Source organism: Oceanobacillus salinisoli, assembly GCF_009733865.1.
GTDB lineage: Bacteria > Bacillota > Bacilli > Bacillales > Amphibacillaceae > Oceanobacillus > Oceanobacillus salinisoli.
Genome location: NZ_WOFB01000017.1, coordinates 1 through 26,530, shown reverse-complemented (window position 1 = coordinate 26,530; position 26,530 = coordinate 1). Strand labels below are relative to the sequence as shown.

At 36.0% G+C, this 26,530-nt stretch carries 26 protein-coding genes and 2 tRNA genes; 2 read left to right on the top strand and 26 right to left on the bottom strand.

Features of this window, described 5'->3' with window-relative positions:
• Positions 1-2: 2 nt before the first annotated feature.
• The 4 genes from GMJ66_RS12810 to GMJ66_RS12795 form a co-directional block, all read right to left on the bottom strand.
• A tRNA-Met gene (locus GMJ66_RS12810) sits at positions 3-79 on the bottom strand.
• A gap of 2 nt (positions 80-81) precedes the next feature.
• A tRNA-Asn gene (locus GMJ66_RS12805) sits at positions 82-156 on the bottom strand.
• Between the two features lie 292 nt (positions 157-448).
• Positions 449-2,077, bottom strand: a complete 1,629-nt coding sequence (locus GMJ66_RS12800) for a Na/Pi cotransporter family protein (RefSeq protein WP_156290719.1) — start codon at positions 2,075-2,077, stop codon at positions 449-451.
• A 254-nt stretch (positions 2,078-2,331) separates the two neighbouring features.
• Positions 2,332-2,967, bottom strand: coding sequence for an NfeD family protein (locus GMJ66_RS12795; RefSeq protein ID WP_156290718.1), 636 nt, complete (start codon positions 2,965-2,967; stop codon positions 2,332-2,334).
• A 72-nt stretch (positions 2,968-3,039) separates the two neighbouring features.
• On the opposite strand from GMJ66_RS12795, the gene GMJ66_RS12790 reads away from it, so the two are divergent.
• Entirely contained in the window at positions 3,040-3,366 is a 327-nt protein-coding gene (locus GMJ66_RS12790) for a hypothetical protein (protein WP_156290717.1), read from the top strand.
• A 52-nt stretch (positions 3,367-3,418) separates the two neighbouring features.
• On the opposite strand, the gene GMJ66_RS12785 is transcribed toward GMJ66_RS12790, so the two are convergent.
• Positions 3,419-3,805 (bottom strand): hypothetical protein, encoded by a 387-nt coding sequence (locus tag GMJ66_RS12785; protein ID WP_156290716.1) that lies wholly within the window; start codon positions 3,803-3,805, stop codon positions 3,419-3,421.
• 151 nt (positions 3,806-3,956) lie between these two features.
• On the opposite strand from GMJ66_RS12785, the gene GMJ66_RS12780 reads away from it, so the two are divergent.
• Complete coding sequence (locus GMJ66_RS12780; RefSeq protein WP_156290715.1) at positions 3,957-4,241, top strand: DUF2624 domain-containing protein; 285 nt, start codon at positions 3,957-3,959, stop codon at positions 4,239-4,241.
• A gap of 140 nt (positions 4,242-4,381) precedes the next feature.
• Here GMJ66_RS12780 and GMJ66_RS12775 read toward each other — a convergent pair whose 3' ends face one another.
• The 21 genes from GMJ66_RS12775 to yqfC form a co-directional block, all read right to left on the bottom strand.
• A complete protein-coding gene (locus tag GMJ66_RS12775; protein WP_156290714.1) occupies positions 4,382-5,275 on the bottom strand; it encodes a deoxyribonuclease IV in 894 nt (297 codons plus the stop codon).
• A 51-nt stretch (positions 5,276-5,326) separates the two neighbouring features.
• Entirely contained in the window at positions 5,327-6,640 is a 1,314-nt protein-coding gene (locus GMJ66_RS12770) for a DEAD/DEAH box helicase (RefSeq protein WP_156290713.1), read from the bottom strand.
• Positions 6,641-6,667: 27 nt separating this feature from the next.
• The gene (locus GMJ66_RS12765) at positions 6,668-7,783 is read right to left on the bottom strand and encodes a Nif3-like dinuclear metal center hexameric protein (protein WP_156290712.1); all 1,116 of its coding nucleotides are present in this window, start codon (positions 7,781-7,783) and stop codon (positions 6,668-6,670) included.
• The gene (locus tag GMJ66_RS12760; protein ID WP_156290711.1) at positions 7,764-8,489 is read right to left on the bottom strand and encodes a tRNA (adenine(22)-N(1))-methyltransferase; all 726 of its coding nucleotides are present in this window, start codon (positions 8,487-8,489) and stop codon (positions 7,764-7,766) included. The genes GMJ66_RS12765 and GMJ66_RS12760 overlap by 20 nt, the downstream gene beginning before the upstream one ends.
• Before the next feature lie 131 nt (positions 8,490-8,620).
• Positions 8,621-8,995, bottom strand: a complete 375-nt coding sequence (gene cccA / locus GMJ66_RS12755; protein WP_156290710.1) for a cytochrome c550 — start codon at positions 8,993-8,995, stop codon at positions 8,621-8,623.
• Between the two features lie 103 nt (positions 8,996-9,098).
• Entirely contained in the window at positions 9,099-9,626 is a 528-nt protein-coding gene (locus tag GMJ66_RS12750; RefSeq protein ID WP_156290709.1) for a hypothetical protein, read from the bottom strand.
• 80 nt (positions 9,627-9,706) lie between these two features.
• Positions 9,707-10,825: an RNA polymerase sigma factor RpoD gene (gene rpoD, locus GMJ66_RS12745; RefSeq protein WP_156290708.1), complete on the bottom strand. Its 1,119-nt coding sequence runs from the start codon at positions 10,823-10,825 to the stop codon at positions 9,707-9,709.
• 31 nt (positions 10,826-10,856) lie between these two features.
• Positions 10,857-12,677: a DNA primase gene (gene dnaG / locus GMJ66_RS12740; protein WP_156290707.1), complete on the bottom strand. Its 1,821-nt coding sequence runs from the start codon at positions 12,675-12,677 to the stop codon at positions 10,857-10,859.
• A gap of 390 nt (positions 12,678-13,067) precedes the next feature.
• On the bottom strand, positions 13,068-13,871 hold the full coding sequence (locus GMJ66_RS12735; protein WP_156290706.1) for a pyruvate, water dikinase regulatory protein: 804 nt from the start codon (positions 13,869-13,871) through the stop codon (positions 13,068-13,070).
• A 23-nt stretch (positions 13,872-13,894) separates the two neighbouring features.
• A complete protein-coding gene (locus GMJ66_RS12730) occupies positions 13,895-14,524 on the bottom strand; it encodes a helix-turn-helix transcriptional regulator (RefSeq protein WP_156290705.1) in 630 nt (209 codons plus the stop codon).
• A gap of 93 nt (positions 14,525-14,617) precedes the next feature.
• Complete coding sequence (glyS, locus tag GMJ66_RS12725; RefSeq protein ID WP_156290704.1) at positions 14,618-16,702, bottom strand: glycine--tRNA ligase subunit beta; 2,085 nt, start codon at positions 16,700-16,702, stop codon at positions 14,618-14,620.
• The gene (gene glyQ / locus GMJ66_RS12720) at positions 16,703-17,581 is read right to left on the bottom strand and encodes a glycine--tRNA ligase subunit alpha (protein ID WP_156290703.1); all 879 of its coding nucleotides are present in this window, start codon (positions 17,579-17,581) and stop codon (positions 16,703-16,705) included.
• 291 nt (positions 17,582-17,872) lie between these two features.
• Positions 17,873-18,619 (bottom strand): DNA repair protein RecO, encoded by a 747-nt coding sequence (recO, locus tag GMJ66_RS12715; protein ID WP_156290702.1) that lies wholly within the window; start codon positions 18,617-18,619, stop codon positions 17,873-17,875.
• A gap of 70 nt (positions 18,620-18,689) precedes the next feature.
• Positions 18,690-18,836, bottom strand: a complete 147-nt coding sequence (locus GMJ66_RS12710) for a YqzL family protein (protein ID WP_156290701.1) — start codon at positions 18,834-18,836, stop codon at positions 18,690-18,692.
• A gap of 103 nt (positions 18,837-18,939) precedes the next feature.
• Positions 18,940-19,845, bottom strand: a complete 906-nt coding sequence (era, locus tag GMJ66_RS12705) for a GTPase Era (protein WP_156290700.1) — start codon at positions 19,843-19,845, stop codon at positions 18,940-18,942.
• Positions 19,846-20,723: 878 nt separating this feature from the next.
• On the bottom strand, positions 20,724-21,092 hold the full coding sequence (locus GMJ66_RS12700) for a diacylglycerol kinase (RefSeq protein WP_197046690.1): 369 nt from the start codon (positions 21,090-21,092) through the stop codon (positions 20,724-20,726).
• Positions 21,082-21,552, bottom strand: coding sequence for an rRNA maturation RNase YbeY (gene ybeY, locus GMJ66_RS12695; protein ID WP_156290698.1), 471 nt, complete (start codon positions 21,550-21,552; stop codon positions 21,082-21,084). The genes GMJ66_RS12700 and ybeY overlap by 11 nt, the downstream gene beginning before the upstream one ends.
• Positions 21,553-23,691 (bottom strand): HD family phosphohydrolase, encoded by a 2,139-nt coding sequence (locus GMJ66_RS12690; RefSeq protein ID WP_156290697.1) that lies wholly within the window; start codon positions 23,689-23,691, stop codon positions 21,553-21,555.
• A gap of 76 nt (positions 23,692-23,767) precedes the next feature.
• Positions 23,768-24,730, bottom strand: a complete 963-nt coding sequence (locus tag GMJ66_RS12685) for a PhoH family protein (protein ID WP_156290696.1) — start codon at positions 24,728-24,730, stop codon at positions 23,768-23,770.
• 2 nt (positions 24,731-24,732) lie between these two features.
• On the bottom strand, positions 24,733-25,974 hold the full coding sequence (gene yqfD, locus GMJ66_RS12680) for a sporulation protein YqfD (RefSeq protein ID WP_156290695.1): 1,242 nt from the start codon (positions 25,972-25,974) through the stop codon (positions 24,733-24,735).
• Positions 25,975-26,001: 27 nt separating this feature from the next.
• Positions 26,002-26,283 (bottom strand): sporulation protein YqfC, encoded by a 282-nt coding sequence (gene yqfC / locus GMJ66_RS12675; protein WP_156290694.1) that lies wholly within the window; start codon positions 26,281-26,283, stop codon positions 26,002-26,004.
• Between the last annotated feature and the right edge of the window lie 247 nt (positions 26,284-26,530).

Genomic DNA, 26,530 nt, shown 5'->3' with positions numbered 1-26,530 from the left:
TATGGTAGCGGCGGAGGGGATCGAACCCACGACCTCACGGGTATGAACCGTACGCTCTCGCCAGCTGAGCTACGCCGCCATTGGCTCCACAGGTAGGATTCGAACCTACGACCGATCGGTTAACAGCCGATTGCTCTACCACTGAGCTACTGTGGAATAATCATGATTGCCTTATGTTGAATAGCAACGAAATATAATTTACCATGTATTTTTATTTTTGTCAACAAATTATATGTAAATTTACTTAAAGAAACGACAATATTTATATTAACATCAATAGTTGGTATTTTCAATAGAAATATGGGTTAACAGCTTAAGATTATGATATTTCAATATTCCATTTAGCTTATTGACAAAAACTTGCCGAAATATGGGCTCTACAACAGCCTAACGTAAGAAAGATAAAAGGTAGAGAAAGATACTTCTTTCTCCACCCCATCCTTTTTATTTATTCTCCTCCAAGGACATATTCAGCAATGTTTACTGCATGGTCACCAATACGTTCTAGGTTACTGATAATATCAACAAATACGATACCTGCAGATCCATTACAATGTCCTTCATTCATACGGATAATATGCTTCTTGCGATAATCTCTTTCCATCTTATCAATTTCTTCTTCTTTTTGAATAACTTCCAGTGCCATTTCCCTATCGGATTCTTGTAATGCACCAATTGCCTGTTTTACCGTCATTAAAGTAAGGTCAAACATGTTATTCAAATCTTCCATAGCTTGCTCGGTCAAATGAACCTTGTTTGAAATCTTATAATCGACCAATTCTACGATATTTTCAAAATGGTCACCAATTCTTTCAAAATCACGAACTGAGTTCATTAATGCTGTATGTTTTTCACTTTCTGCCTCTGTTAAGGAACCGCCTGATACATGAACAAGATAATCTGTGATTTTTCGATCTAAATTATTAAGGGCATCTTCAATTTGCATTGCCATTTCTGCATGCTTATTTGAATTAGTTGATAAATACATGTTAGATTCTTCTAACCCTTTATAAGCATATTCGCCCATGCGAACAACCTCAGATTTAGCTTGATCAAGAGCAACGGATGAGGACTGTTGAACAAAGATTGGATCCAAATGTACTGGTTTGTATTCGACAATAGCATCCTTTCCTGGGACAATTTTCGTAACAAGCCATGCTAATGCGCCAATAAAAGGAAATTGAATAATAGTGTTTACCACATTGAAACTTCCGTGTGCAAATGCTATCGTCATCTCCGGATTCAAATCTAAAGTACTTTGTAAGTATGAAACATAATACGTAAATGGCACAAGCAAAACTAGAACAATAGTAGTTCCAATCAAATTAAAGATAACATGTGTTAATGCAGCTCTTCTTGCTGCTACCGTTGCACCAATCGATGCTAGAACTGCCGTTATCGTTGTTCCGATATTATCTCCAAATAATACCGGTAATGCAGCAGATAATTCCATCGTTCCTTGAGCAAATATTGTTTGAAGAATTCCGATGGTTGCACTAGAACTTTGAACAATAACGGTTAAAATCGTACCAATTGTAACCCCTAATATTGGATTAGTACTCATTTCAGCAGTTAAATCATAGAAAGCCTGTAAGCCAGCTAAAGGTTTTAAAGACCCTCCCATTAGTTCCAGCCCGAAGAACAACGCACCAAAGCCGAAAACAGTTTGACCCCAGTTATTAACTTTAGGATTTCTAAAGAAAAACAGCATAAAAGCTCCAACAGCAAGTATTGGCAAAGCGTATTCTCCAATGTCAATCCCAATAATAAATGCAGTTACAGTTGTACCAATATTAGCCCCCATGATGACACCAATTGCTTGTCTTAATGTCATAAACCCAGCATTAACCAGACCTATCGTCAATACAGTTGTACCGGTGCTGGTCTGTAATAATATTGTAACAATGATACCTGCCAGAACTCCCAGGAAGGGGTTAGTAGTAAACCTATCAAGTATATCCCTTAACCGATCTCCCGCAGACTTTTGCAGACCATCTCCCATATACTTGATACCTAATAAGAAGATACCTAGTCCACCAATAAATTCAAAAATTAATGTTTGTATATCTAATTCCAATTCATAACATCCCTTCATCTTGTTGTGTAAATGGTACTGTACCCTAATACATATTAAATATAGGTAAATTTTTTGTAAAGATATTTCGTCAATTTTTTACATTAAATTAATAATCGGGTAGATAAATGACATATAGGGCTTCTTTCTTTAGATATTTCCCAGTAGAAAGAATTCATGCTTTAAATATATGGATGTTACATGTGGATGAGGAAGTTTTTTATTCAAGCCATAAAAAAAAGCTTGGATACCCAAGCTTATTTCTTCATCTTTTCAACCAATATTTTCGTACCATCTACTTGAATTACTTTAATTTCGGTATTTCTTTCTATCCATTGCCCATTTGAAATTGCACTATAATCTTTATTATCTATTAGAATGGTTCCAACAGGGCGCAGGTCCGTAATCGTAATCCCTGATTGATTAAGAAGCTTTTCATATTCTTCATTTAAGGAATTATAGCCCGCCTCACTTGTTAATGGATCTTTTAATGCGAGTTTCGTCCACATTTCCCGCTTCTTAAATACTTTAAGAAATAGGAATGAACTTGCTGCACCTAAAATAACACCTATAACCGCATATAATCCAGCAGTAAATGATGGTGCTGCTAATGCAACAGCGATAAGCATAACCGCTAAACCTATCGTTGCCAATGTCCCATCATTAACAATTTCCCCATCAATAATTATTAGTAATAATCCTATAAAATATAAAATAAGCATAATGATAAAGGAGCTTGTATCAATGACATATGCACCAAAATATACGGTTATAAAACCAATGCCCAGTAATCCAAAAATACCGCGGGCATTGACTAAAACCTCCCCAATTAAAAACAATGTTCCAAGTCCGGTGATAATCATACCAATCCATTCTAATTCGAAAATACCCAAAGTATTTCCTCCTCTCCATAGTAGATGTACGAAATGTTAATATAAATGGTTTCATTTTAAAGGAGAATTTATATGTACTTTTCTAAGAAAATTTTTATCTATATCATCATTATACTGTTAGTCGCCAGTATTTATAAAGACTTATCTTTAGGTACCGAGCCAAATGAGAATGTCCCCACCCAAGAAACCACCATACAAATAAATGAAAATTACTCCGCTATGAAAGTGAAGGTAACGTCTGGAGATACAGTTTTATCCATTGTAGAAAATATTAATGAAGGAAAGGGAGAAATAGCTATTGATCAAATGATGACAGACTTTCAACAGCTGAATCCAGAAGTAAATCCTTACAGACTTCAGCCTAATACATTTTATTATTTTCCAGTATATGAACTATAAGAAAAGGAGACTGAAACTTATGTCTCAGTCTCCTTAATTTTGGTTTATTCAGCTAGACGAAAGGCAATATAAAGACCGTTATTAAAATGGATATTGCCCCGGCAGCAATTGCAATATTACCTAACGTATCTGCTCCACGAGCTCTGGAGACAAACCCTAAGATAATCCCTGCCGCACCTAATATGATTGGCCACATAAAGAATGAAATAATGGAAAGAGCTAAACCAATCCATCCGTACATGCTATTTACATCACCATCTGCTTCTGCTCTATCCCTTACTTCATAATCATCTGCAGTGAACTCGGCAGCATACTCCTCATTTCTGGAACTATCAGGTTCTACGCCAACAAAATCTTGATTTTTAACTTCTTCTCCATCGTTTTCTCCATGTCTTGGAGCCTCTTCTACATGATCATTTCTGTCTTTGTAATCAGCCATCTGTTGACCTCCTTTTTTAATGAGGTGCATTTATAGTGTATGGAATCTTCGCCTGAATATAATGTTATTTTGTGGAAGTGACATAAAACAAGTTTATTTTTTTCATTGAAATGCATATAGTACAAGAGAACCTTATTAAGGAGTTTTTAACATGTCGATATTCATAAAAGAATTAGTTAAAAAAAAGCTGAAACAAATAACGCCCGATGAATTACAATTTTATGCCAAGCAATATGGTTTTTCTATATCCAGACAGCAAGCCATGCAAATATCCAACTATTTAAAACAAAGTACCGTTGATCCGTTTAAGCTTAAAGACCGTGAAAGAATGTTTCGTGAGTTAGCGAGAATTACTGACTTACAAACAGCAAAAGAGGCAAGAAGCCTATTGGATGAGGTCATTAAATCATATGGACTGGAAAATTTATTCGAGTAAATGTTAAAAAAGAGTGGCTGAAAAAAAACCGAACCATGATTCAAACTTCCTCAGTTAGAATTTTAATTGGTTCGGATTTTTCTCTTTTTATAGGAGGATTTTATGCTACCCCTCCATTATTTTCATCAAAAATGGTATCATTAACTATTTAAAATTTTCTCTTTTAAGTCATCTTCAAATATACCATTTTTTATCATTTCGATTTCATATTTATATGGTGCTTTTTTATTCTTTTTATCCTCTCCAACATATGGCGTTTCAAGAATTTTTGGTAGGTGTTCCAGCTGGGGATGTTGAATAACGTAATGAAGGGCTTGAAAACCAATATGACCAAAACCGATATTTTCGTGACGGTCTTTATGTGCCCCCCGTTCATTCTTACTGTCATTAACATGGACTACTTTAATTCGTTCTATACCAATTATTTTATCAAATTCCTGTAAAACACCGTCAAAATCGTTCACAATATCATAGCCTGCATCATGAATATGACATGTATCCAAACAAACAGAAAGTTTCTCGTTTAATGTGACACCATCTATAATCTTTGCTATTTCATCAAAGTTTCGTCCTATTTCTGAGCCTTTCCCAGCCATCGTTTCTAATGCGATTTGAACGTCTTTCTCCTTCTCAAGAACTTCATTAAGGCCCTCGATGATTTTCTTAATTCCCTCACCAGACCCAGCACCAACGTGCGCTCCTGGATGGAGTACAATTTGCTTTGCACCAATTGCCTCTGTACGTTCTATTTCACTTTTAAGAAAATTAACCCCTAATTCAAAAGTAGCTGGTTTTGTACTATTCCCTATATTGATAATATATGGAGCATGAACGACAATATCTGAAAAACCGTTTTTCTCCATGTATTCTTTACCCGCTTCGATATTAAGTTCTTCGATTGGTTTTCTTCTCGTATTTTGTGGTGCACCTGTATAAATCATAAATGTATTTGCACCATACGCTGCTGCTTCTTCGCTTGAACCCAGGAGCATTTTTTTTCCGCTCATGGATACGTGTGATCCTATTTTTAACATTTTATACACCTCTCCCTATTTGCTGTACACGATACTATCATAAATGGGGACCTATTTCTTATATTTTGTTTTCTTAGCTAATTGTCTTTTTATGGAGGCTTGCTGTTTTTTCATTTTTTTCTTATATCCTGGTTTCACTTTTTTTGTCTTCCGGACATGTTTCCACGCTTCTTTTTCAAGATCTGTTGTCGTCTTTGTTCTTAAATGACGCTCATTCCATGCTTTGGCTTCTTTCCATTCTCCATTTTTTACATCTGCATAAGTGAATTGCAAACCCTTGTCCTCAAGCTTTCTTATAAGGTTTAGGTCATCTTCCTGATATAAGCTGATTGCAGTACCTTCCATACCCGCTCTTGCTGTTCTACCTACCCGATGAATATAAAATTCTTCCTCTTTCGGAATCTGTGCATTAATAACGTGGCTGACGCCTTTAATATCAATTCCTCTTGCCGCAAGATCGGTAGCCACAATATATTGATAACGAAGGTTCTGTATCTCCTTTAAGACACGTTTACGCTCCCTCGGTGCCAAACCTCCATGGATAATGCCAACTTCCAACCCTCTCTCCTGTAATGAGTGTGCCAGTTCATCCGCTTGTTTCTTTCCATTTGTAAAGATAATTGCTAAATAAGGATTAATTGCTTTGGAAATTTCATAAATTATATCTGCTTCATCCCGATGTTTTGTTGCAATTAATCGATGCTCCATCGTTTCAGGTGAAAAATGGTCATCCACTTTGACATAAGTAGGATTTTCTAAATACTTTTTAAAGAAATGCTGCAATCGTTGTGGAATGGTTGCTGAGAAAACCAAGAGCTGAATATCTCTTTTTGAACGAATGAGCAATTGATCGACATCATCAATAAAACCAAGGTCAAGCATTAAGTCAGCTTCATCTATAACAAATGATGCTGCGGAATAGATAGACAGTGCCTCCTCTTTAACTAAATCCAAAATTCTTCCGGGTGTTCCAACAATAATATGTGGAGGTTCTTTCAGTTTTTCCACCATTTTTTGCTTATCGGTTCCTCCAACTAGTAACTTGGCAATCCATTTTCCTTCTTTATTTGCATATTGAATAATTTTACGGACTTCGTCATATATTTGTGTAGCAAGTTCTCGAGTTGGTGCAGTTATGACAAATTGCACTTCTCTATTCGAGCTATCCATTTGATTAAACAACGGAAGCAAATACGCATGGGTTTTCCCTGATCCAGTACGTGACTGTCCAATAACACTCGTACCGTCCAAAATTTTAGGTATTACCTGTTCCTGAATTTCTGTCGGTTGTTTAAAGTTTAATTGTTCAATAACATCGAGCATAACTTGTTGTAAATGGAAGCCGCTAAATTGATTTTGACTCATATGTGCAAAAACTCCTTTAGGTTGTTGTTATACAAATTGAAAAGGGTCTGTATTTGTCTCAGAAGCGATTATCTCAATGGACCTATCATTTAATTCTCTTCTTAAATACATGACCGTTTCCTGTTTCATGACCTTTTCTATATAATGTCCAGCATCTATTACAGATAATCCCATTTGCCATGCATCTTGTGCCATATGGAAAGACATATCCCCAGTAATGTACACCTCTGCACCTTTTTGACGAGCTGCATGAATATATTTTTCTCCACTACCACCCAGTACAGCTACGTTAGTGACCGTTTTATTTAAGTCCCCTGTTACTCGTAAACGAGGCATTTTCAAGGATTCCTTTACTTGTTCACATAAATCATGTAAGGTCATTTTATACGGTAATTTTCCAATACGTCCAACACCATAACGTTGCCCTGGGTTTTTTAATGGATAAATATCATAAGCTGGCTCTTCATAAGGATGGGCCTTGACCATAGAAGTAATAACCGCATTTAATTTATCTTCCTGTACAATGGTCTCCATGCGCACTTCTTCTACAAATTGTAGTTTGTTTGTTGTTCCAATATACGGATTGGTTCCTTCCAATGGTTTGAACGTTCCCTTTCCTTCTGTTTGGAAGGTGCAATGACTGTAATTTCCAATATGACCTGCTCCACTAGCTGAAAGAGCGTCCCTGACTTCATCCGCATGTGATAATGGAACATATACTGCTATTTTAAATAATGTTTGAACTGTGGATTCGAGCAATAAATCTGTCTTTTCTATCCCAAGGGTACGAGAAAGCATATCATTTACACCGCCATTTGCTGCATCCAGATTAGTATGTGCTGCATAGACTGTAATTTGATGATCTATTAGCTTTTTAACAATCCTTCCTTGTGGTGTATCATAGTTCACTTGCTTCAATGGTTTAAACAATAACGGATGATGCGCAACAATGAGATTTACTTCTTTTTCTATTGCTTCATCCACGACCGTTTCCAACACATCAAGTGTAACCATGATTTTTTTTGCTCTCTGATTATAGGATCCAACTTGCAAGCCAACATTATCCCAGTCATATGCTAAACTCTTCGGGGCCCATTTCTCCATTAATTGAAACACATTTGAATTATTGATTGGATTTTCCATCTTGCAGTACCTCCTCCATCCATACTAATTCCTGTTCAAATTGTTTTATTTTTTCTATATCCTGTACCTTCGCATGTTTCATCTGTAACACGATACGCTGCAGTTTTTCAAATTCATGCTGCCATTTTTTATAGAATTCCTTCGTTTTCTTTTTTAATAAAATCGGACCAAATAATAGTTCTTTACCACTAATCTTCTCTTTTTCACTGGTTCTTTCGCTGTAATCTGCAACTATTATTTCGTATATGTGCCCATTTTCTTCGACAATTTCTTCATTCGTAAGGAAATAATGATTTTCCACCAGCCATTTCCTGACGTTTCTTGCATCTACATTAGGCTGAGCAATAATACGTTTTACATGTTTTAATTTGTCTTTTCCATCTTCAAGGATACTCTTTATTAGGGAACCACCCATTCCCGCTATTACAACATGATTCAGCTCATCACCCGGTCTGATAACTTCCAGACCATTGCCTAACCTTACGTCAATCACATCCGTAAGCTGATAGGATGTAACCGTTTCTCTGGCACTATTATAAGGGCCTTCATTAACTTCTCCTGCAATCGCTTTTGCCGTCTTGTCCTTCAAACATACATAACATGGTAAATAAGCATGGTCGGAACCAATATCAGCAAAATGTGCGCCTTTATTTATGTATGATGCAACGGCAGTCAACCGTGTGGACAAATTAATTGTTTTAACCATTTCTCTCTCCTTTACTGGAACTTACTTCTAAGTAAAATACTTACGTTTAATAGTATATATCATTATACTGGCCATGCATGCAAAAAGAAAAGCTTTCTGAATGATAGCAGAAAGCTTAACTGTTTTATCAATTATTGTTTTTCACTAAGCCATTCGGCAAGTAAGTCGGCTTCTTCGGCAGGTACTTGCTGCTGAGCAGGCATGCTACCAATACCTTGTTGAATAATATCTACAATTTCATCTGCACTGTACTTAGAGCCAATTGTTGTTAAATCCGGTCCCATTCCCCCAGATAAATCCGCTCCGTGACATTGAGCACAATTATTTGTGAAAATCGCTTCAGGGTCTGTTGACACTTCCCCTTCTTCTGCAGATTGTTCAGTACCCCCCTCTTCCGCCTGATGGATCGCATCACGCTGTCCAAGACCAACGAAAGATATAATAATTACGGCTAGTACACCTACTACAGCAATAATTGCATAAGGTATAAGTGGGTTTTTCTTCATTACGTTTCCTCCTTATGTAATCCCCTTTTCTTTTTATATTACATCAAACTATTTATAGTTTACTCGAAAATCAACTTAGTTTAAAGAATTTAGATGTGAAATTTTATAAAATAATATAAATAATGGAAAAGACTAGCCCAATGACACCGGTAAATTTCAAATAATGTAAATGTTGTCTATTACTCAAAAAGAGCCAAAAAATAAAATTTAACAGGATAATACCAGCTATAAGATAACTATGACCATTCCATAAATTTCCTATGAAGACAGTAAACATAAGTAATAGTAACAGGGAAATAACAAGAGCCATATGATAAAGGTAAGTCGTATGCTTTTTTAAATATATCGAACACCAGAAAGAGTAGCTAAAAAAAAGAATTAGTATAGTCAGTTGCAAAACCGCTTCAAATTTCGTAAAATAAATCACAAGAAAAGAAAACGGTAACAGCATTATGCACAAAATAGCTGGAAGAAGTACCATTACTTTATTTTTCTTAGAAGTACCCGATAACTCACCATCTCCATTGGTATAAAGAGCTAGGAGAAAATCGCAATACGTTTCAGGTAATAATTTATGTTCTTTCCAATATTTTATCTCTTTGACAATAGTAGAAACACGATTATCTGACATCATTTTCACCTCAGTACATATGTAAAAAGCAAAGAGAAGAGTCATTAAGAACCATTCTTAGCTCTCAATGACTGTAGTCTTTAATCCATAAAGTCTTTCAAACGTTTACTGCGGCTTGGATGTCTCAATTTACGAAGTGCTTTTGCTTCAATTTGACGAATACGTTCCCTGGTAACACCAAATACTTTACCAACTTCTTCCAGGGTTCTTGTACGTCCATCATCCAGACCAAAACGGAGGCGTAAGACATTTTCTTCTCTATCTGTAAGTGTATCTAATACATCTTCCAGCTGCTCTTTCAGCAATTCGTATGCAGCATGATCAGATGGTGAAACTGCCTCCTGATCTTCAATGAAATCTCCTAAATGGGAGTCATCTTCCTCACCAATTGGAGTTTCAAGTGAAACTGGTTCTTGAGCAATTTTTAATATTTCCCGGACCTTGTCTGGAGCTAATTCCATTTCTTCACCAATTTCTTCTGGTGTTGGTTCTCTGCCCAAATCTTGTAAAAGAGAGCGCTGAACGCGAATTAATTTATTAATCGTTTCTACCATATGAACAGGGATACGAATGGTTCTTGCCTGATCGGCAATAGCTCTTGTTATAGCTTGGCGAATCCACCAGGTAGCATAGGTACTGAATTTAAATCCTTTACGATAGTCAAATTTTTCAACAGCCTTTATTAAGCCCATATTTCCTTCTTGTATTAAGTCCAAAAATAGCATTCCACGGCCTACATAACGCTTGGCTATGCTTACAACCAATCTTAAGTTGGCTTCTGCAAGCCGTCTTTTCGCTTCCTCATCACCTTCTTCAATTCGGGTAGCGAGTTCAATTTCTTCTGCTGCAGATAATAAATTTACACGGCCAATTTCTTTTAAATACATTCTTACAGGGTCATTTATTTTAATTCCAAGTGGAACACTCAAGTCTTCTAAATTAAACTCTTCTTCTTTGGCAATTTCCTTCATATTTGGATCATCGTCAGATTCGCCAATTACTTCAACCCCTTGTTCCTCCAAATGTTCATAGAACTCATCCATTTGATCTGATTCAATCTCAAAATTGGCTAAACGATCCGCGATTTCCTCATATGCTAAAGTACCACGCTTTTTCCCCGCTTCAACCAAGCCTTCTTTTACTTGATCCAGGGTCTGTTCTGTTTCTTTTGTTGGTTGTGATTGTTCTTTATCAGCCATGAGTCCCCCTCCTTCCAATTTTATAGAACTTTTAATTTGTGCGTTTTAACTGCTTCTTAATTTCAATGATTTGCATTGCAATTTGGGCAGCTTTTAACGGGTCTTTCTGCTGTTCGGCTAATTTTTGCTGTTCTTTTAATGTTTGAATGCTCACATAATCATTTCGGTGTTCCTGAATAATTCGAATATAATCATTTATCTCTTTGTCGCTTATTTCCTCTAGTACAGGATACATTGCGATTTCAGTAACTAATTTTTGTAATTCGGAATCACTTAACTTTTCAATAAACAAACTAATATCTGAAAGGTGGCCTTCTTCGTAAAAAGCATATAAATGAGTAGCAATAATCTGATGTGCTTCTATATTAAAACCAGCACCCATTTCTTCCTGTACTTTTTCCGCTATTAATGGATTGTGAAGCATATATGACAACAATTTTCTTTCTGCATTTTGAAAAGCTGGCAGTAATTTCTTATTTGAACGATAACTTAATCCTCTATTAGTATTTCTGTTCTTATCCGGATTATCCTTCTTCGGTTGTTGTCCTTGTTTATTTCTTTGAATTTCAACCTCTTGTGTAAGTGATTCCATGGAAATATTATATTCTTTATGAAGCTCCTGTAAGTAATATTCCCTTTCGACAGAACTATCGATAAGTGCAAGTTCTTTGATAACTTTTTCTATATAGTTAATGCGATCTCCTTCTATACTAAGGTTATAGTCTTTTTTCAGATATCGCATATAGAAACTTACATAAGTATCACTTGTGTTGAGAACTTCATTTTTAAAAGCCTTTCCACCATGCGCTTTAATAAAACTATCTGGATCCAAATCATCCTGCATGTTGGCGATTTTAACCTGACAGCCAACATTTCGAAGTAAATTAGCTGCTTTGTATGTTGCCTCCAGTCCGGCTTTATCACCGTCATAACAAATCACAACGGTATCAACATAACGATTTAACAACTTCGCCTGATATTCGGATAATGCAGTACCTAAGGTTGCTATAACATTATTTATACCCGCTTGATAAGCAGTTATTACATCCATATAGCCTTCAAATAATATTACTTCATTTTCTTTGCGAATATGTTTTTTTGCTAAGTCAAAGTTATATAAAATTTTTCCTTTATGAAACAGTTCACTCTCCGCACTATTTAAGTATTTTGGTTCTCCACCTGATATGGATCTGCCTCCAAAAGCAATCGTTTTACCTAAATGGTTGCGTATCGGAAAAATAACTCTTCCCCTAAATCGGTCAGTTACACTATTGTCATTTTGTAAAGAAAGTAAACCTGCTTTTACTGATAATGCTTGATTAAACCCCTTTTTCTTTAGAAATTCAGCTGTAAAACTTTTCGCAGTTGGAGCAAAACCTAGTTGGAATTCATCAATTGCTGTATCACTAATTCCTCTGCTTTTTAAATAGTTGTAACCTTCTTTACCATCTCTTGTAAATCTAAGCAAATGATGATATAGTTTCGTTAACCATTCATAAGCAGATAGAATGTTTTGTGTATCCTGAGATAAGGAAGATTCCTTCTCACCACCAAGTTCCGGTAGTTGTGTACCGCTCCGGCTTGCTAGATGCTTTATTGCTTCAACAAACGAAAAACTCTCCATTTCCATAATAAAAGTAACGACATTTCCACCTTTACCGCATCCAAAACAATGGAAAATTTGTTTCTCCTGGGTAACGGAAAAAGAAGGTGTATTTTCACCGTGGAATGGACAAAGCCCAAAATAATTTCGACCTTGTTTCTTTAATTGAACATATTCTCCAACAACATCCACAATATCATTGGACTTTCGTACCTCTTCAATTACTTCCTCTGGTATTTGATTGGCCATATAAACCACCATACTATATATTATTCGTTGTCATTTGAAAAAATCCTTCATGATTCGACATTTTTTTCTTAAACTGGAAAAAAATTTCCTTCCTTTGTTTGAATTGAAGTCTGAAGGAGAACCAATCTATATAAAAAGCCATAAAACAGCTTTATTTTATATTTCTACATAAAATGTAAGATTCCTTCTTTATGACGAATGTTTTACTTTTCAGAATATCCTTAAATCAGGTTGTTTTCCTATAGTATATATCTTTACACAAATATTTATTATAATACAGTTTAAACAAAATTTCTATCAAAAAGTTTGTTTTTTTTCCAAATAAAAGAAAAACATTCTACGATATAGAGTAGAATGCTTTCCTAATGCCTTATTCAAATATTAGAAACTTTACTTGTGCATCATTTGCAAAATAACATTCGCCGTTTCCTCAACTGCTTTGTTGGAAACGTCGATGACTTTACAACCTATTCTATCCACTACTTTGTTGAAATAATCAAGTTCCTGGTGAATTCTGTCCAAATTTGCATATGTTGCCTGATTTCCGAGCCCCAGCGCTTTTAAACGTTCTTTTCTGATTTCGTTCAATTTTTCCGGTCTAATACTTAATCCGATACATTTATTCGGGTTTACATCAAATAATTCCTCCGGCGGGTCCACTTCTGGCACGATTGGAACATTAGCTACTTTCAATCGTTTATGTGCCAAATACTGAGATAATGGAGTTTTGGAAGTTCGTGAAACCCCGATTAGGATAATATCAGCTCTGGCAATTCCTCTGGGATCTCTGCCATCATCATATTTAACTGCAAATTCTATCGCTTCCACCCGCTTAAAATAGTCTTCATCCAGTTTATGAACTAGTCCCGCTTCAAGTCTCGGCGACTTATCAAATACCCGCTCCATGGCCGTTATCATCGGTCCCATAATATCTATTGCTTCAATGTTTAATTTTTTTGCTTGTTCATTTAAATAGTTTCGTAAATCAGGATTTACTAAAGTAAAGCCGATGATACCATAATTTTCCTTTGCTAATTGCAGAGAATCATCAATAGTCTGGCAATCTTCTACATATGGAACACGAAATATTTTATATTCCTGACCGTTAAACTGGCTCAATCCCGCTTTCACCACTAATTCTGCAGTCTCTCCAACCGAATCAGAAAGAACATAGACAATACGTTCGGAACTCATGCTTTCTTTTCCCCTCCATTCATCTATACATGATGATCTAAAGCAAGCTCGACAAATACTTTTGTAATTGTTGTCTTAGTAATCCTGCCAATGACCACCAATCCCTCTTCTTTATCTTTCACAACTGGCAATCCATCAATTTGCTTATTTATTAGTTTTTGGGCAGCATCCAATAACAAATCATCTTTACGGCATACCGTAATATTTGGCATTCTTGTCATAATAATGTGCACTGCGATGTTATTTAAATCCTGCTGCCCCATACTAGCACGCAACAAATCTTTACGGGACAGCACACCATTTAAACAACCATTTTCATTTACGACGAACAAAGTTCCAACGTCTTCTAAAAACATCGTGGAGATAGCATCATATACTGATACATCTTCTTTCACAACAATTGGAACTTGTTGAAATTCATGTACTTTATATTTTTTAATCTTTTCCGAAAGGAGCTCTGAACCTGTTTTACCGGTGAAAAAATAACCCACGCGAGGTCTCGCTTCCAAAAAACCGGACATGGTTAAAATCGCTAAATCCGGTCTGAGTGTGGCTCGCGTTAAATTTAGCTTCTCTGCGATATTTTCACCGGTGATAGGTCCATTAGCCTTAACTATTTCAATAATTTCCTCTTGCCTGCTTGATAATTCCACCCTTTCACCGCCTTGCTAAATATAACATACTATTTCACAATAATTATAAACCATTCAAATTAGAAAGGGAATTATGTTATACTTTTAAGTTATCTATTGATGTTGTTTCCATTCAATCAAGGACAAATCGGCGAACTCTATAATGGTTTCCGCAATAACATTAACCAAGCCTAAACGGTTATTCCGTACTTCTTCATCCTCTGCCATAACCATATTATGGTCAAAGAATGCATGAATTGGTTCTGCTAATTTACTCAGGCACTTTAATGCCACATCCGCATCCAATTCTTTATTAGCCTGACGATATTCATCGACTATTCCCAGGAATGTATCATATAACCCTTTTTCTGACTCCGTTTCAAATTGGCTGGCGGCTACATTTGTATAATCTGTTTTATTTGCTAGATTCAACACACGGACTAAAGCTTCCTGAACCGGTTTAAAGCTGGCATCATTACGCTTATCAGATAGTAACTTCGCTTTCTTTTCCGTATATTCGAATATACCAATGTCCTTTTTAATAACAGCATTTATAACATCTGGTTCTACATCGATTTCCCTTAACAGGAAGGTTGCGCGCAGCCGGAAGAAATCATTCAGCGCTTTTATTATCTCTTCCTTATCCATCAGTTCAATGTCAGTTTGATCATATACTGATTTGGCTATATTCAAAAGAGATTCTAATGTGATATTCCATTTCTTTTCTCTTAATATGCGTAAAATTCCTGTAGCCTGACGGCGTAATCCATATGGGTCCTGAGAACCTGTTGGAGTAAGTCCAATCGAAATGCACCCTACGATTGTATCCAACTTATCTGCAATACTTACAATAGAGCCTGATATGGTTTCAGGCAAATGGCCATTAGCTTGTTTTGGCAAATAATGCTCACGAATTGCCTTCGCAACTTCTTCATTCTCCCCGAAAATAAGGGCATATTTTTCACCAATAATACCTTGAAGCTCTGTGAACTCATTGACCATGTTTGTCATTAAGTCGAATTTGCTGATTTCAGCAGCTCTTACCGCTTTTTCCGTCGTAGCTTCATCCATATTCATTGCTTCACTTATCGCCTTCGTTATCGAAACAACACGATTAACTTTATCCGTATAAGTTCCTAATTTTTCCTGAAAAATAACACGCTGTAATTTTTCCAGATAAAATGCAATGGAACGCTTTTGATCTTCTTCATAGAAAAATACAGCATCAGACAGTCGTGCACGCAGGACTTTTTCGTTTCCTTTTACTACAGTTTCTATGGATTGTTCATCTCCATTTCGAACACCAATAAATTTAGGAAGCAAATGTTTATTTTGGTCCTTAACAGGAAAATAACGCTGATGTTCCTTCATCGAAGTGATCAATACTTCTGATGGAAGTTTTAAAAACTTCTCATCAAAAGATCCAATAAATGCAGTAGGATATTCCACTAAGTTTCGGACTTCATCCAAAAGAACCTGATCAATTGGAATAATGAAGTTGTCTTTTTCCTCGATTTCCCTAATTTGCTCTATAATCATTTGTTCCCGTTCTTTTGGATCAACTATTACATATTGATTCCGAAGTGCTTCTTCATACTCGATTGGACTGTCCAATACAATTTCATTACCTAGAAATCTATGACCATACGTTTTATTACCCGTCTGGACAGAAGCAATTTCAAATGGAATCACCTCATTGCCATAGAGTGCAGCAAGCCAGCGTATTGGGCGTGCATATCGCATTGTTTCCGTTGACCAGCGCATGTTTTTGCCAAACTGAATCGATTCAATAATAGTTTTAAATTCCGGTAATAAATCTACTGTCTGTTTTCCTTCAATATGTTTTTTTACAAAAATATACGCAGTACCTTTTACTTCTTTTGTATATATATCGTCAACGGTTTTGCCCTGACCTTTTGTAAAGCCGATTGCCGCTTTCGACCAATTACCGTCCGCATCTTTGGCAATCTTTTCAGCTGGTCCCTTTGCTTCTTCCTCTATACTTTGCTGCACTTCATCCATTCCTTGAATGAACACTGCTAATCTTCTAGGTGTGGAAAAGCTCGTTATTTTTTCGAAGGAGATTCTTATATCTTCCAGCCATTTGCTTGTTTTTTCCAATAATTGCTTTTCTGCATTATCTATAAATCGAGCAGGTAATTCCTCTAGACCAATTTCAAATAAAACGTCTTTTGCCATTTATTTCTCCTCCTTTTGTAACATTGGAAACCCAAGCCGTTCTCTTTCTGCAACATATGCTTTTGCAATACTGCGTGCCAAATTGCGAATCCGCGAAATGTAGCCGGTACGTTCTGTTACAGAAATGACACCCTTTGCATCCAGCAGGTTAAATGTATGGGAACATTTCAACACATAATCATAAGCTGGAAAAACGAGTCCCTTTTCCATCGTTGTTTTTGCTTCTTGCTCATACATGGAAAACAGCTTGAAAAGCATTTCTGTATTGGATTCCTCAAATGTATATTTTGAGTGTTCAAATTCTGGCTGATAAAAGATATCATGAATCGTTACTCCATTATTCCACTCTAAATCAAATACATTTTCCTTGTCCTGAATATAGGATGCAAGCCGTTCAATCCCATACGTTAATTCTACAGATACGGGGTTTGCTTCTAAACCGCCAATTTGCTGAAAGTAAGTAAATTGAGTAATTTCCATTCCGTCAAGCCAGACTTCCCAGCCTAAACCTGCAGCACCTAACGTTGGATTTTCCCAATTATCCTCGACAAAACGAATATCATGTTTCAACGGGTCTATTCCTAATTCCTTTAGAGAATCTAAGTACAACTCCTGAATATTCTCAGGAGAAGGCTTCATAATAACTTGAAACTGATGATGCTGATAAAGCCTGTTTGGATTTTCGCCATATCTTCCATCGTCCGGTCTTCTGGAAGGTTCCACGTACGCTACATTCCATGGTTCGGGGCCCAAACTGCGAAGTAATGTCATAGGTGACATAGTCCCTGCACCTTTTTCAACATCATATGCCTGCATTAAAATACAATTTTGTCCTGACCAATATTTTTGAAGTGTTAATATCATTTCCTGGATATTCATTGTTTCCATACCTCCTAAAGTAATGTTAAAAGCCGTCCCTATGCCTGCTTATTTACAGGCATAGGGACGGCTTTTACCGCGGTTCCACCCTACTTGCTCTTTTCTGAAAGAGCCCCTTTATATACGTTGCTCCGGAGCGCCCTTCTCTGCTTCCCTATTATCCAGCTTGCACCATCCTGGATTCGCTACTAATAGAGTGGCCAGCAGATACTCCTCTCCTTCTCGGCAATAGAATATCAAATCGTATTATGTATAAATATATTGTATCACATGAAAACTGTCAATAAAAGTCTATTTCAGCATATCCAACTGACCTAAAAATTTTCGTGATTTAATATAATATCCTCCATAGCGTTCATAGTATGTATCCAGCAATTGACGAAGAACATCTTTATTTTCTTTTTTCACCGATATTGTATTAACCCTTTCTAAACTAACTTCGGACAATATATACAATAGTTTAACTAAAGTATTGGATAAGCGTATCGCCTCTGAATCCATATGTATGCACTGTAAACATAGCAACCCACCTTCTGCAACAGAAAAGGAGAATGGCGCTTCTTTACTCCCGCAATTGGCACAGCGATCTACTGTTGGAGCAAACCCTCCTTTTTTATATAACTTTACCTCATACATCATAATTGGTATGTCCGACTCCTCATTCTCTGTAATGTATTTCATTGTTTCCTGCAGCTGCTCAAACAAATACGGGGCCCCTATTCGGTCATCTTCTATAAGTTTATCTGTTAATTCCATAATATAGGCTGCATAAGCTGTTTTGACAATATCTTCACGAATGGTGCGATTCGAATCAATGATTTCCCCTTGCTGAATTGTACCTAAACCTTTATTTACATACACAAAAAACTGTGCAAAGATGAATGGCTGCGTCACCGCAGCCATTCTGCTTTTCGGTTTTTTAGCACCTCTTGCTAATGCTGTAAACTTTCCTAGTTTCTTACTGAAAATCGTGACAATTTTATGTGTTTCACCATAGTCTTTCGTTTTCATGATGATTCCATCAATTTTTTCAAGCACATCGCTTCACCTTTCTTTTTTTATCAGACATGCTCACTATTCCCTATACAGCAAGTGCTTTCAGGCTACATTATATATTTGATTCCAATGGTGATTCCTCTTCATTTTCCCTTTGTTGAAACTCTCCGTAACTTTGTTCATTCTCTAATTCCTTATAAAGTAAATAGGTTTCAATATTACCCGTTTGACTAAAAAGTTTCCATGTAAGGTCGATCATATAAAAACCCACCTTTCAATTAGTTTAATAATGTAGCGGTACTCTTAGGTTCACCTAGACTCGAACAATCATAAGTATAAAAATTTACCATGTTTGCTAATAATTAATACTCATCTGTTCGAAATCCAAATTCATATAGCTGACTTTGCTTGTTTCTCCAGTCTTTTTTTACTTTCACCCATAATTCAAGATACACTTTTGAACCCAATAATGCTTCGATATCTTTTCTAGCCTTTTTTCCAATTTCCTTCAGCATACTGCCTTGTTTTCCGATTAGTATTCCTTTTTGTGTCTTTCGTTCTGTAATAATTGTAGCCTGAATAAAGATCGCATTGGAATCTCGTTTTTCAAGGTTTTCCATAACAACAGTAATCGAATGCGGTATTTCCTCTCTAGTTAATTCTAACACTTTTTCTCTTATTAGTTCTGTAATAATAAACCGTTCGGGATGATCGGTAATTTGTTCTTCCGGATAATACTGTGGTCCTTCTGGCAATTTGCTCTTTAGAACATCCAATAAATGAGTGATATTATTTCCCTGCAAAGCGGAAATTGGAATAACCTCTTCAAAATTTGCTTTATCCTTATATTGTTCAATTAGTGGGAATAGGTCATCAGGATGAATGAGATCAATTTTATTGATGATTAAAAATACTGGACTTTTCGTTTTTGCAAGAAGATCCATTATAAATTGATCACCTTTTCCATATCCTTCTTTAGCATTGATCATAAATAGTACGGCATCTACTTCATTAAGCGTATTTTCGGCTACCTGAACCATAAAATCTCCTAACCGGTGTTTAGGTTTATGAATTCCTGGCGTATCAATGAAAACCATTTGTGCATCATCCCTGGTTAGTACACCTTGAATTTTATTTCGCGTTGTTTGTGGTTTATCACTCATAATAGCGATTTTTTGCCCAATTACTCTATTTAAAAAAGTAGACTTTCCTACATTTGGTCGGCCGATTATTGCAATAAACCCTGATTTATAATTGTTATTTTCCATGTTGAATCCTCCAGGACGTTATAGTTATACATATAATACTACAATTTGTTAATTCTTTCATATATTCGACAAAAGCTTCCAAAAAATCCTTTCTATATTTAAAATATGATTTTATTTGCAGGAACATGCGTTGAAAATATCACGTTTACTGACTCCTTTCCCCCCACTTATAATCTTGATGTATCTCAAACACTTGATATGATGGTCTTACAGCCAGTTATTCACGTGAAAAATATGAGGGGTCAAAAGTCAAAAGTATTTTACTAAAAAGAAAAACCCGAACATCATTCAAAATTCTTCCGTTAGAATTCGAATTAATTCGGATTTTTCCTTTTAACAAGGCTTTTTCCAAAAGATTGTTACTTTATGCAAAAAAATATTTAGCAGTTGATATAAATTCCTGACTAAGTATGTGCATTGTTGATTTCCGCTCCGGGCAGTCGCTTTCCGCGGGCACGGCTTCAGCCTCCTCGCGGAAAACCGCCGCTGCGGGGTCTTCAGACACGTGCTTTTCCCGCAGGAGTCGACTGCCCTCCGCTCCAATCAACCATCTTAATAATGGTAAGTATTCTAAAATTTATTTAGCAAAATAAAATGTTAGAAATATAAAAGCTCAAAACCAGCGAAGGAAATACACGGAGACTCCTGGGGGAAAAGTGGGATCGGTGTGCCCCCTAGAGAAGACAGCATGAGGAGGCTCACCAACCTAAGGTGCGCGTAGTGTATTTCCGTAGCGGTAGTATTATCTCAAATTAAACTTATTTGCATTCTATATAAATTCCATAACAACAAAGTTCGCGAAAAGAGGAATTAATTAGTTATTTAACATGGAATCAGTCGTTTTAAGGATTGTGTGTGTTAGTTATGTCCAGTCTGTCCTACATTAAATATAACTCATATAATTTTGGAAAAAAGATGATGATGCCAATAATAGCAGCAACTGCTGCTGAAATAAGTACAGCTGCTGCAGCCGCATCCTTTATAAATTTTGCGTGAGGATGATATTCCGGTTTTACATAATCGATGATTCTTTCAATAACACTATTAATAATTTCCACAACCAAAACAAACCCAATCACAGAGATGACGATTATCCACTCCATTTTTGTTAGCTGAAAAACTACCCCAAAAAAGAACACTAAAAAGGCTATCGTTACATGGATCCGGAAATTAAACTCAGATTGATATATATCTTTCAAGCCATTCCACGCATAAGAAAAGCCTATTTTTCTTCTTTTACCTTTCAAGACCAAACTCACCCAGGATTTCTTCTTGTCGTAAGAACATTTTTTTCTCTTCCTCGTCTGTCATATGATCATATCCTAATAAGTGAAGAAATCCGTGAACAGCAAGAAAGCCTAATTCTCTTTCAAAAGAATGATTATATTCTGCCGCTTGTTCTTTGGCTTTTTCAACAGAAATAACAATGTCTCCGAGACTTAGGGGCATATCTGCATCCTCTCCAACAATCTCCAATTCCCCCTCTACCGATTCCTGCATAGCAAAGGAAATGACATCTGTTGGCATATCTTTTTGCCGGTAATTTCGATTAATTTCCTGAATTTCTTTATTATTAACAAAATTAACGGAAATTTCCGCTTCTCTTAATACATTTTCCTGTTTAGCAGCAAATTGCAGTAATCGGTGTAATAAATCCACCATATCTTCATCTACTGTTCTAGTCTGATCATGAAAGTCAATATTCATTTATTTTGCCTCCTTTATTGGATACTGTATTCTGGAATGAAAAATTCCTTTTAAAGTTTCACAAATCGTTTGTTGTATAGTTTTTAGTTCTCTTAGTGTAAGCGGACTCTCATCGAATTGACCATCTGTCATACGGTTGTTAATGATAGACGAAACAATTTCTTCAATTTTCCCTTCTGTAGGTTCTTTTAGGGAACGTACGGCCGCTTCAACCGAATCACAAATACAAATTATGGCCGTTTCTCTTGTTTGCGGCTTAGGTCCTGGATATCTGAAATCAGCTTTTTTAACATGTTTATTTTTATCCTTCTCTTTGTAGTAAAAATATTCAAGCAATGTTGTCCCGTGATGCTGTGTGGCAATATCAATAATTTCTTTTGGCATTTTATGTTTTTTTAAGTATTCTGCACCATTATACGGGTGATTTATAATGATATTTGCACTTTCTTTAGGGTCAATAAAGTCATGAGGATTTTTTATCGATAATTGATTCTCAATAAAATAATGCGGTTTTAAAGTTTTTCCAATATCATGATAATATGCACCCACTCTTGCTAACAAACCATTTGCTCCAATGGCTTCACATGCTGTCTCACTTAAATTAGCCACCATGACAGAATGATGATAGGTTCCTGGAGCTTCCGTTAATATTTTCTTTAGCAATGGCTGATTCGGGTTGGATAGCTGTAATAATTTTACATCTGATAAAATATTTAGAATCGATTCAAAAAACGGAAGCATTCCGATAGCAAGTATAGCAGATAAGAAAGCGGATATAATCGCAAAGCCTGATTGAATGAATAAATCCTGAAAGGTATATTTTTCAAATGATAAAAATATAAATAAAATAACAATCATGACATTAACAATAGCTATACCTATACTCGACCTTAGTATCGTTGTTCTATCCTTGACATTTATCAAGAAATAAATACCTGCAATTTGTGAGAGGAATAAATAAATTGCAGCCTCTGCATTTATGTATCCAGAAATTTCACCATTAAAAATAATACTGCCCAAAACAGCATAAAGAGTTGCCATAACAAATGCAATACGTTCATTCATCATCATCTTAAGCAATAGAGCACTAGTAGCTATTGGTACGATATAAAAAAGCTCACTATATTCTTCCGTAAATAAGCTCACGATTTTCATCAAGACACTTCCGATGACCGTAACACTTATTATTGTTATAATTTTAGCTCTATCTAACTGCTTATTCATCTCCATCTTATACATTTCGTAAGCTATGACAGAACAAATTAACAAAATGAATAACATTAACCCAATAACAGGAAAGACATTCCTTTGGTCATCCAGAACACCTACTAAGTCCAGATTTTCGTATACTTCATTAGTAATCGTCCGACCTTCCCGAACAATGACTTCACCAGCTTGAATCATAACCGGATCTACCCTGCTGGCAGCTTCTTTTCGTGCTTCCATTGTCTGTTCCACATCAAAAAAGGAGTTTTCGACAACAAGAAACTCTGATAGATCCATTAATGGCTCTTTTAATTCATCATCAATGGTTGAATATTTAATACTATCTTGTACATTGGTAATAGCTGTCTGTACGTTTTCAGTGCGAACCCCATTATTTAACGTTTCTTCTAATGAATCTTTAAACAATTCAAAACCCGCTTCTCGCTCATCTCTTGACACTTCGATTAATTGAATGAGTGTTTGATCATCTACTTTATTGGATATATCAACTGATAACAGCTGATTTAATTTTTGCACTTTTTCCTGGTTAGAAAGTGGTTTCTCAATTTCTTCCTCATCATCCGATTCCAATACACTATTTTCTTCTTCCAACGTCAATATAGCATCATATATTTCTTCTACATATTTGATTTGCTCCTGGGTCACCTCATCGGAAATGTTATAGCGATCCTCCACAGACTGAACGGTTTCTCTTGTTTTACGCTTGGTTTCTTGTTCATCTTCAATGGTGATTGGGGAACGAATCGTTTCTGTTGCTATGCTGAAACGGTCCAACTCATATGTTTCTGTTTGTACATTGTTTAAAGTAATAAAAAAGAAAAAAATTCCCAGAAAAATAACGGATGGAATAATCAGCCATCCCGAACCGCTTTTTGATAAGATTGATATAAAGCCTTTTAATTTCTTCTTCACGAGAAATCACCCCTAAATAACTCATGATACAGAAATAAGACCCATTATCGAAGGGTCTTACTATAATCTACTATAATCATGAATCATTTTTTTCATAAGCTTCTATTATTTTCTGAACTAATGGGTGTCTGACTACATCAGATTGATTTAAGTAAACAAAAGAAATATCCCTTACATTCAATAATAAATCCTCTGCTACCTGAAGGCCTGACTTTACTCCTTTAGGTAAGTCAATTTGTGTAATGTCACCGGTAATTACCATTTTCGAACCAAAACCAAGGCGTGTTAAAAACATCTTCATTTGCGCTGTCGTTGTATTCTGTGCCTCATCAAGAATAACGAAAGCATCATCTAACGTTCTGCCCCGCATATAAGCTAAAGGTGCAATTTCTATCGTTTCCCTCTCAATTAAACGCAATGTATGTTCAGCGCCTAAAACATCATGTAATGCATCGTATAGCGGTCGTAAATAAGGGTCAACTTTTTCTTTTAAATCTCCAGGTAAGAAGCCTAAACTCTCACCGGCTTCCACTGCCGGTCGAGTTAAAATAATTCGTTTTACTTCTCCATTTTTTAACGCATTTACAGCCATTACAACAGCAAGATACGTTTTACCGGTACCAGCCGGGCCAATTCCAAAAACAAGATCTTTGGATTTAATGGCCGAAATATAACTTTTTTGACCAAGCGTTTTTACTCGAATCGGTTTACCCTTTACATTTTTTGTGATTTCATCTTCAAAAAGCGTCTCCAATTGGTTAATTTTTCCTTCTTTTGCAAGATCAACCGCATAAACAATATCACGCTCTGAAATAGTTATTCCTTTTCGAACAACAGTAAGGAGGGTTGTTAATATATTTTGTACAAGTGTAATCGCATCAGCTTCACCTGAAACTCTTACAAGTTCTCCTCTCGATACGATAGAGACTTGAAGTTTTTTCTCAATTAATTTTAGGTGTTTATCGTTTGTACCGAATAAAGCTAATGCTTCGTTTGGATCTGCAACATGCAAATCAATTTCTGTTAAATGTTCAGCCATAACTAATCTCCTTGATTTATAGGTTGTACACGTGCAATATTTTCCTCTACAGTAAATATTAGGTTTAATTTAACTTTATCATGCTCGATACTTTCATGCAAAACTTTTTCTGACAATATTTTCGATTCCGGTCCCAGCCCTAATAGTAATTCTGATTTTGCCTGCTCAATTCCTGCTTCCATTGCTTCTGCTTTTGTTCTTTCCCCTTTTCGATATACCTTTTCACTTAGTACTGTATCCACAATTTTTATTGGTAATTCCCATTTGAGGAAATTAATTGGACTTTCGTTCGTTTCATAATGCACTTCATCAAAAGACGGATCCCCAAATCCCCAAATCGGGAATTTAAAATCGCCAATTTCTATAAAGTATTTTCTCTCTTTATTTCCTGTTAATTCCTCATAATTATATTCCAAAGGAACAGTCACCTTTACTTCATACCATGTTTGGGCAGTAATTTCTCCGTCTGCAGCCACATAATCAACTTTTTTGGCTTTTTCTTCTTCATCTTCTTCCTCGTTTTCCTCATCATTTTCTTCTAAATCATTGGCTCCAATTTCACCAGATACGAGCAAATCTCCCGGTTCTACATAATCGTTTACTTGTACCATTGGTAGTCCTTTTGCTACATACATATTTTTAATGACACCTTTTTTGGCTGCTACAAGGTTTCTTGGTTCATTTTTTTCTTCTTCTGTCACGATAACTTTCTCAACACCTTCAAGGTGATAGGTTGTCCCTCTTTGGTCCACACCAACCCATAATAATTCAGGAACATCCTCCACCAGCTTTTGTTGAATCGTATTCGGCTGTTCCAAAGAAAAAATCCAAGCACCACGGTGAATACCATAACTGTCTAATTGTTTCATAATCTTCTCTTCAATTTCTTTAGGAACACCAGTTATCTCTACTTTCCAAAGAATATTGGATAGAAATACAGCCAATAATACACTTAATAATAGCGCTATTAGTAAAGGTTTTCGTTTAGTAAATCGGTTAAATAAAAAAGGATAGCCTTTTTTACGTACAAAAGTTAATTTATGAGGAGTTCCCCTGATCAATTTCCTAACGTGTTTTACATCCCGTAACCTAATATTTCCCTCACAAGTATCGTCCGCCGATTTTCTAATGTTCCAAACGGAGATTCCTCTTTTCGTACATTCTTGAAAAAATAGCTCAGGGTGATTTCCTTTTATTAATATGGTGACATATCCTGAAAAAAAAGTGCCCTGTACCTGTCTCATTTCCTCCTCCTATAACTAAAAAATATATTAATTTGGCAAAAATTTGACTTCTGTTATCGTGCCTTCAAGTAAAATTTCTTCTGGAAGCATCATTTTTAAAACAAAGGATTTCCCCTTTATTTGAACGTACCCTTTATTGATTTTTAATTTTAGTTCCGTATCTGAGTATGTTGCTAATCCCTGATGATTTTCAATATACACGTGAATTTGTCCAATAACCGTAATTCGAGGTAACTCGAGAATTACATCAGAAGGAAGTGCAAAAGAGTTAATTAATAATGATTGGACACGCTGCCTGAGTTTTTTCACGTATGCATCCCCCTCTCACATTCATCTTATGAACCGAATAAAAAGTTAAGAACTTAACTAACTAATATAGCAGTAGAAAATATCATGCTAGACTTCCATTCCTTATGTGTAGAAAAACTCGTAATCGTTCACCCTAGCGACGTGATTGCTTCTAGCCATGCTGGGGTGGGGTGATGTAGTCGCGTAAACCGATGGTAAGAACAAAAGCGCAAGTGCCCGTTTAGCGACGTACGGACTGCGCCTGGCC

What these genes read in the sequence shown, in the direction of transcription:
- GMJ66_RS12790 (WP_156290717.1), top strand. Translation starts at nt 3,040, where the DNA reads ATGTACTTTTCTAAGAAAATTTTTATCTATATCATCATTATACTGTTA.
- GMJ66_RS12785 (WP_156290716.1), bottom strand. Translation starts at nt 3,805, where the DNA reads ATGGCTGATTACAAAGACAGAAATGATCATGTAGAAGAGGCTCCAAGA.
- GMJ66_RS12780 (WP_156290715.1), top strand. Translation starts at nt 3,957, where the DNA reads ATGTCGATATTCATAAAAGAATTAGTTAAAAAAAAGCTGAAACAAATA.
- GMJ66_RS12775 (WP_156290714.1), bottom strand. Translation starts at nt 5,275, where the DNA reads ATGTTAAAAATAGGATCACACGTATCCATGAGCGGAAAAAAAATGCTC.
- GMJ66_RS12770 (WP_156290713.1), bottom strand. Translation starts at nt 6,640, where the DNA reads ATGAGTCAAAATCAATTTAGCGGCTTCCATTTACAACAAGTTATGCTC.
- GMJ66_RS12765 (WP_156290712.1), bottom strand. Translation starts at nt 7,783, where the DNA reads ATGGAAAATCCAATCAATAATTCAAATGTGTTTCAATTAATGGAGAAA.
- GMJ66_RS12760 (WP_156290711.1), bottom strand. Translation starts at nt 8,489, where the DNA reads ATGGTTAAAACAATTAATTTGTCCACACGGTTGACTGCCGTTGCATCA.
- cccA (WP_156290710.1), bottom strand. Translation starts at nt 8,995, where the DNA reads ATGAAGAAAAACCCACTTATACCTTATGCAATTATTGCTGTAGTAGGT.
- GMJ66_RS12750 (WP_156290709.1), bottom strand. Translation starts at nt 9,626, where the DNA reads ATGTCAGATAATCGTGTTTCTACTATTGTCAAAGAGATAAAATATTGG.
- rpoD (WP_156290708.1), bottom strand. Translation starts at nt 10,825, where the DNA reads ATGGCTGATAAAGAACAATCACAACCAACAAAAGAAACAGAACAGACC.
- dnaG (WP_156290707.1), bottom strand. Translation starts at nt 12,677, where the DNA reads ATGGCCAATCAAATACCAGAGGAAGTAATTGAAGAGGTACGAAAGTCC.
- GMJ66_RS12735 (WP_156290706.1), bottom strand. Translation starts at nt 13,871, where the DNA reads ATGAGTTCCGAACGTATTGTCTATGTTCTTTCTGATTCGGTTGGAGAG.
- glyS (WP_156290704.1), bottom strand. Translation starts at nt 16,702, where the DNA reads ATGGCAAAAGACGTTTTATTTGAAATTGGTCTAGAGGAATTACCTGCT.
- glyQ (WP_156290703.1), bottom strand. Translation starts at nt 17,581, where the DNA reads ATGAATATCCAGGAAATGATATTAACACTTCAAAAATATTGGTCAGGA.
- GMJ66_RS12710 (WP_156290701.1), bottom strand. Translation starts at nt 18,836, where the DNA reads ATGATCGACCTTACATGGAAACTTTTTAGTCAAACGGGTAATATTGAA.
- era (WP_156290700.1), bottom strand. Translation starts at nt 19,845, where the DNA reads ATGGAAAATAACAATTATAAATCAGGGTTTATTGCAATAATCGGCCGA.
- ybeY (WP_156290698.1), bottom strand. Translation starts at nt 21,552, where the DNA reads ATGAATATTGACTTTCATGATCAGACTAGAACAGTAGATGAAGATATG.
- GMJ66_RS12685 (WP_156290696.1), bottom strand. Translation starts at nt 24,730, where the DNA reads ATGGCTGAACATTTAACAGAAATTGATTTGCATGTTGCAGATCCAAAC.
- yqfD (WP_156290695.1), bottom strand. Translation starts at nt 25,974, where the DNA reads ATGAGACAGGTACAGGGCACTTTTTTTTCAGGATATGTCACCATATTA.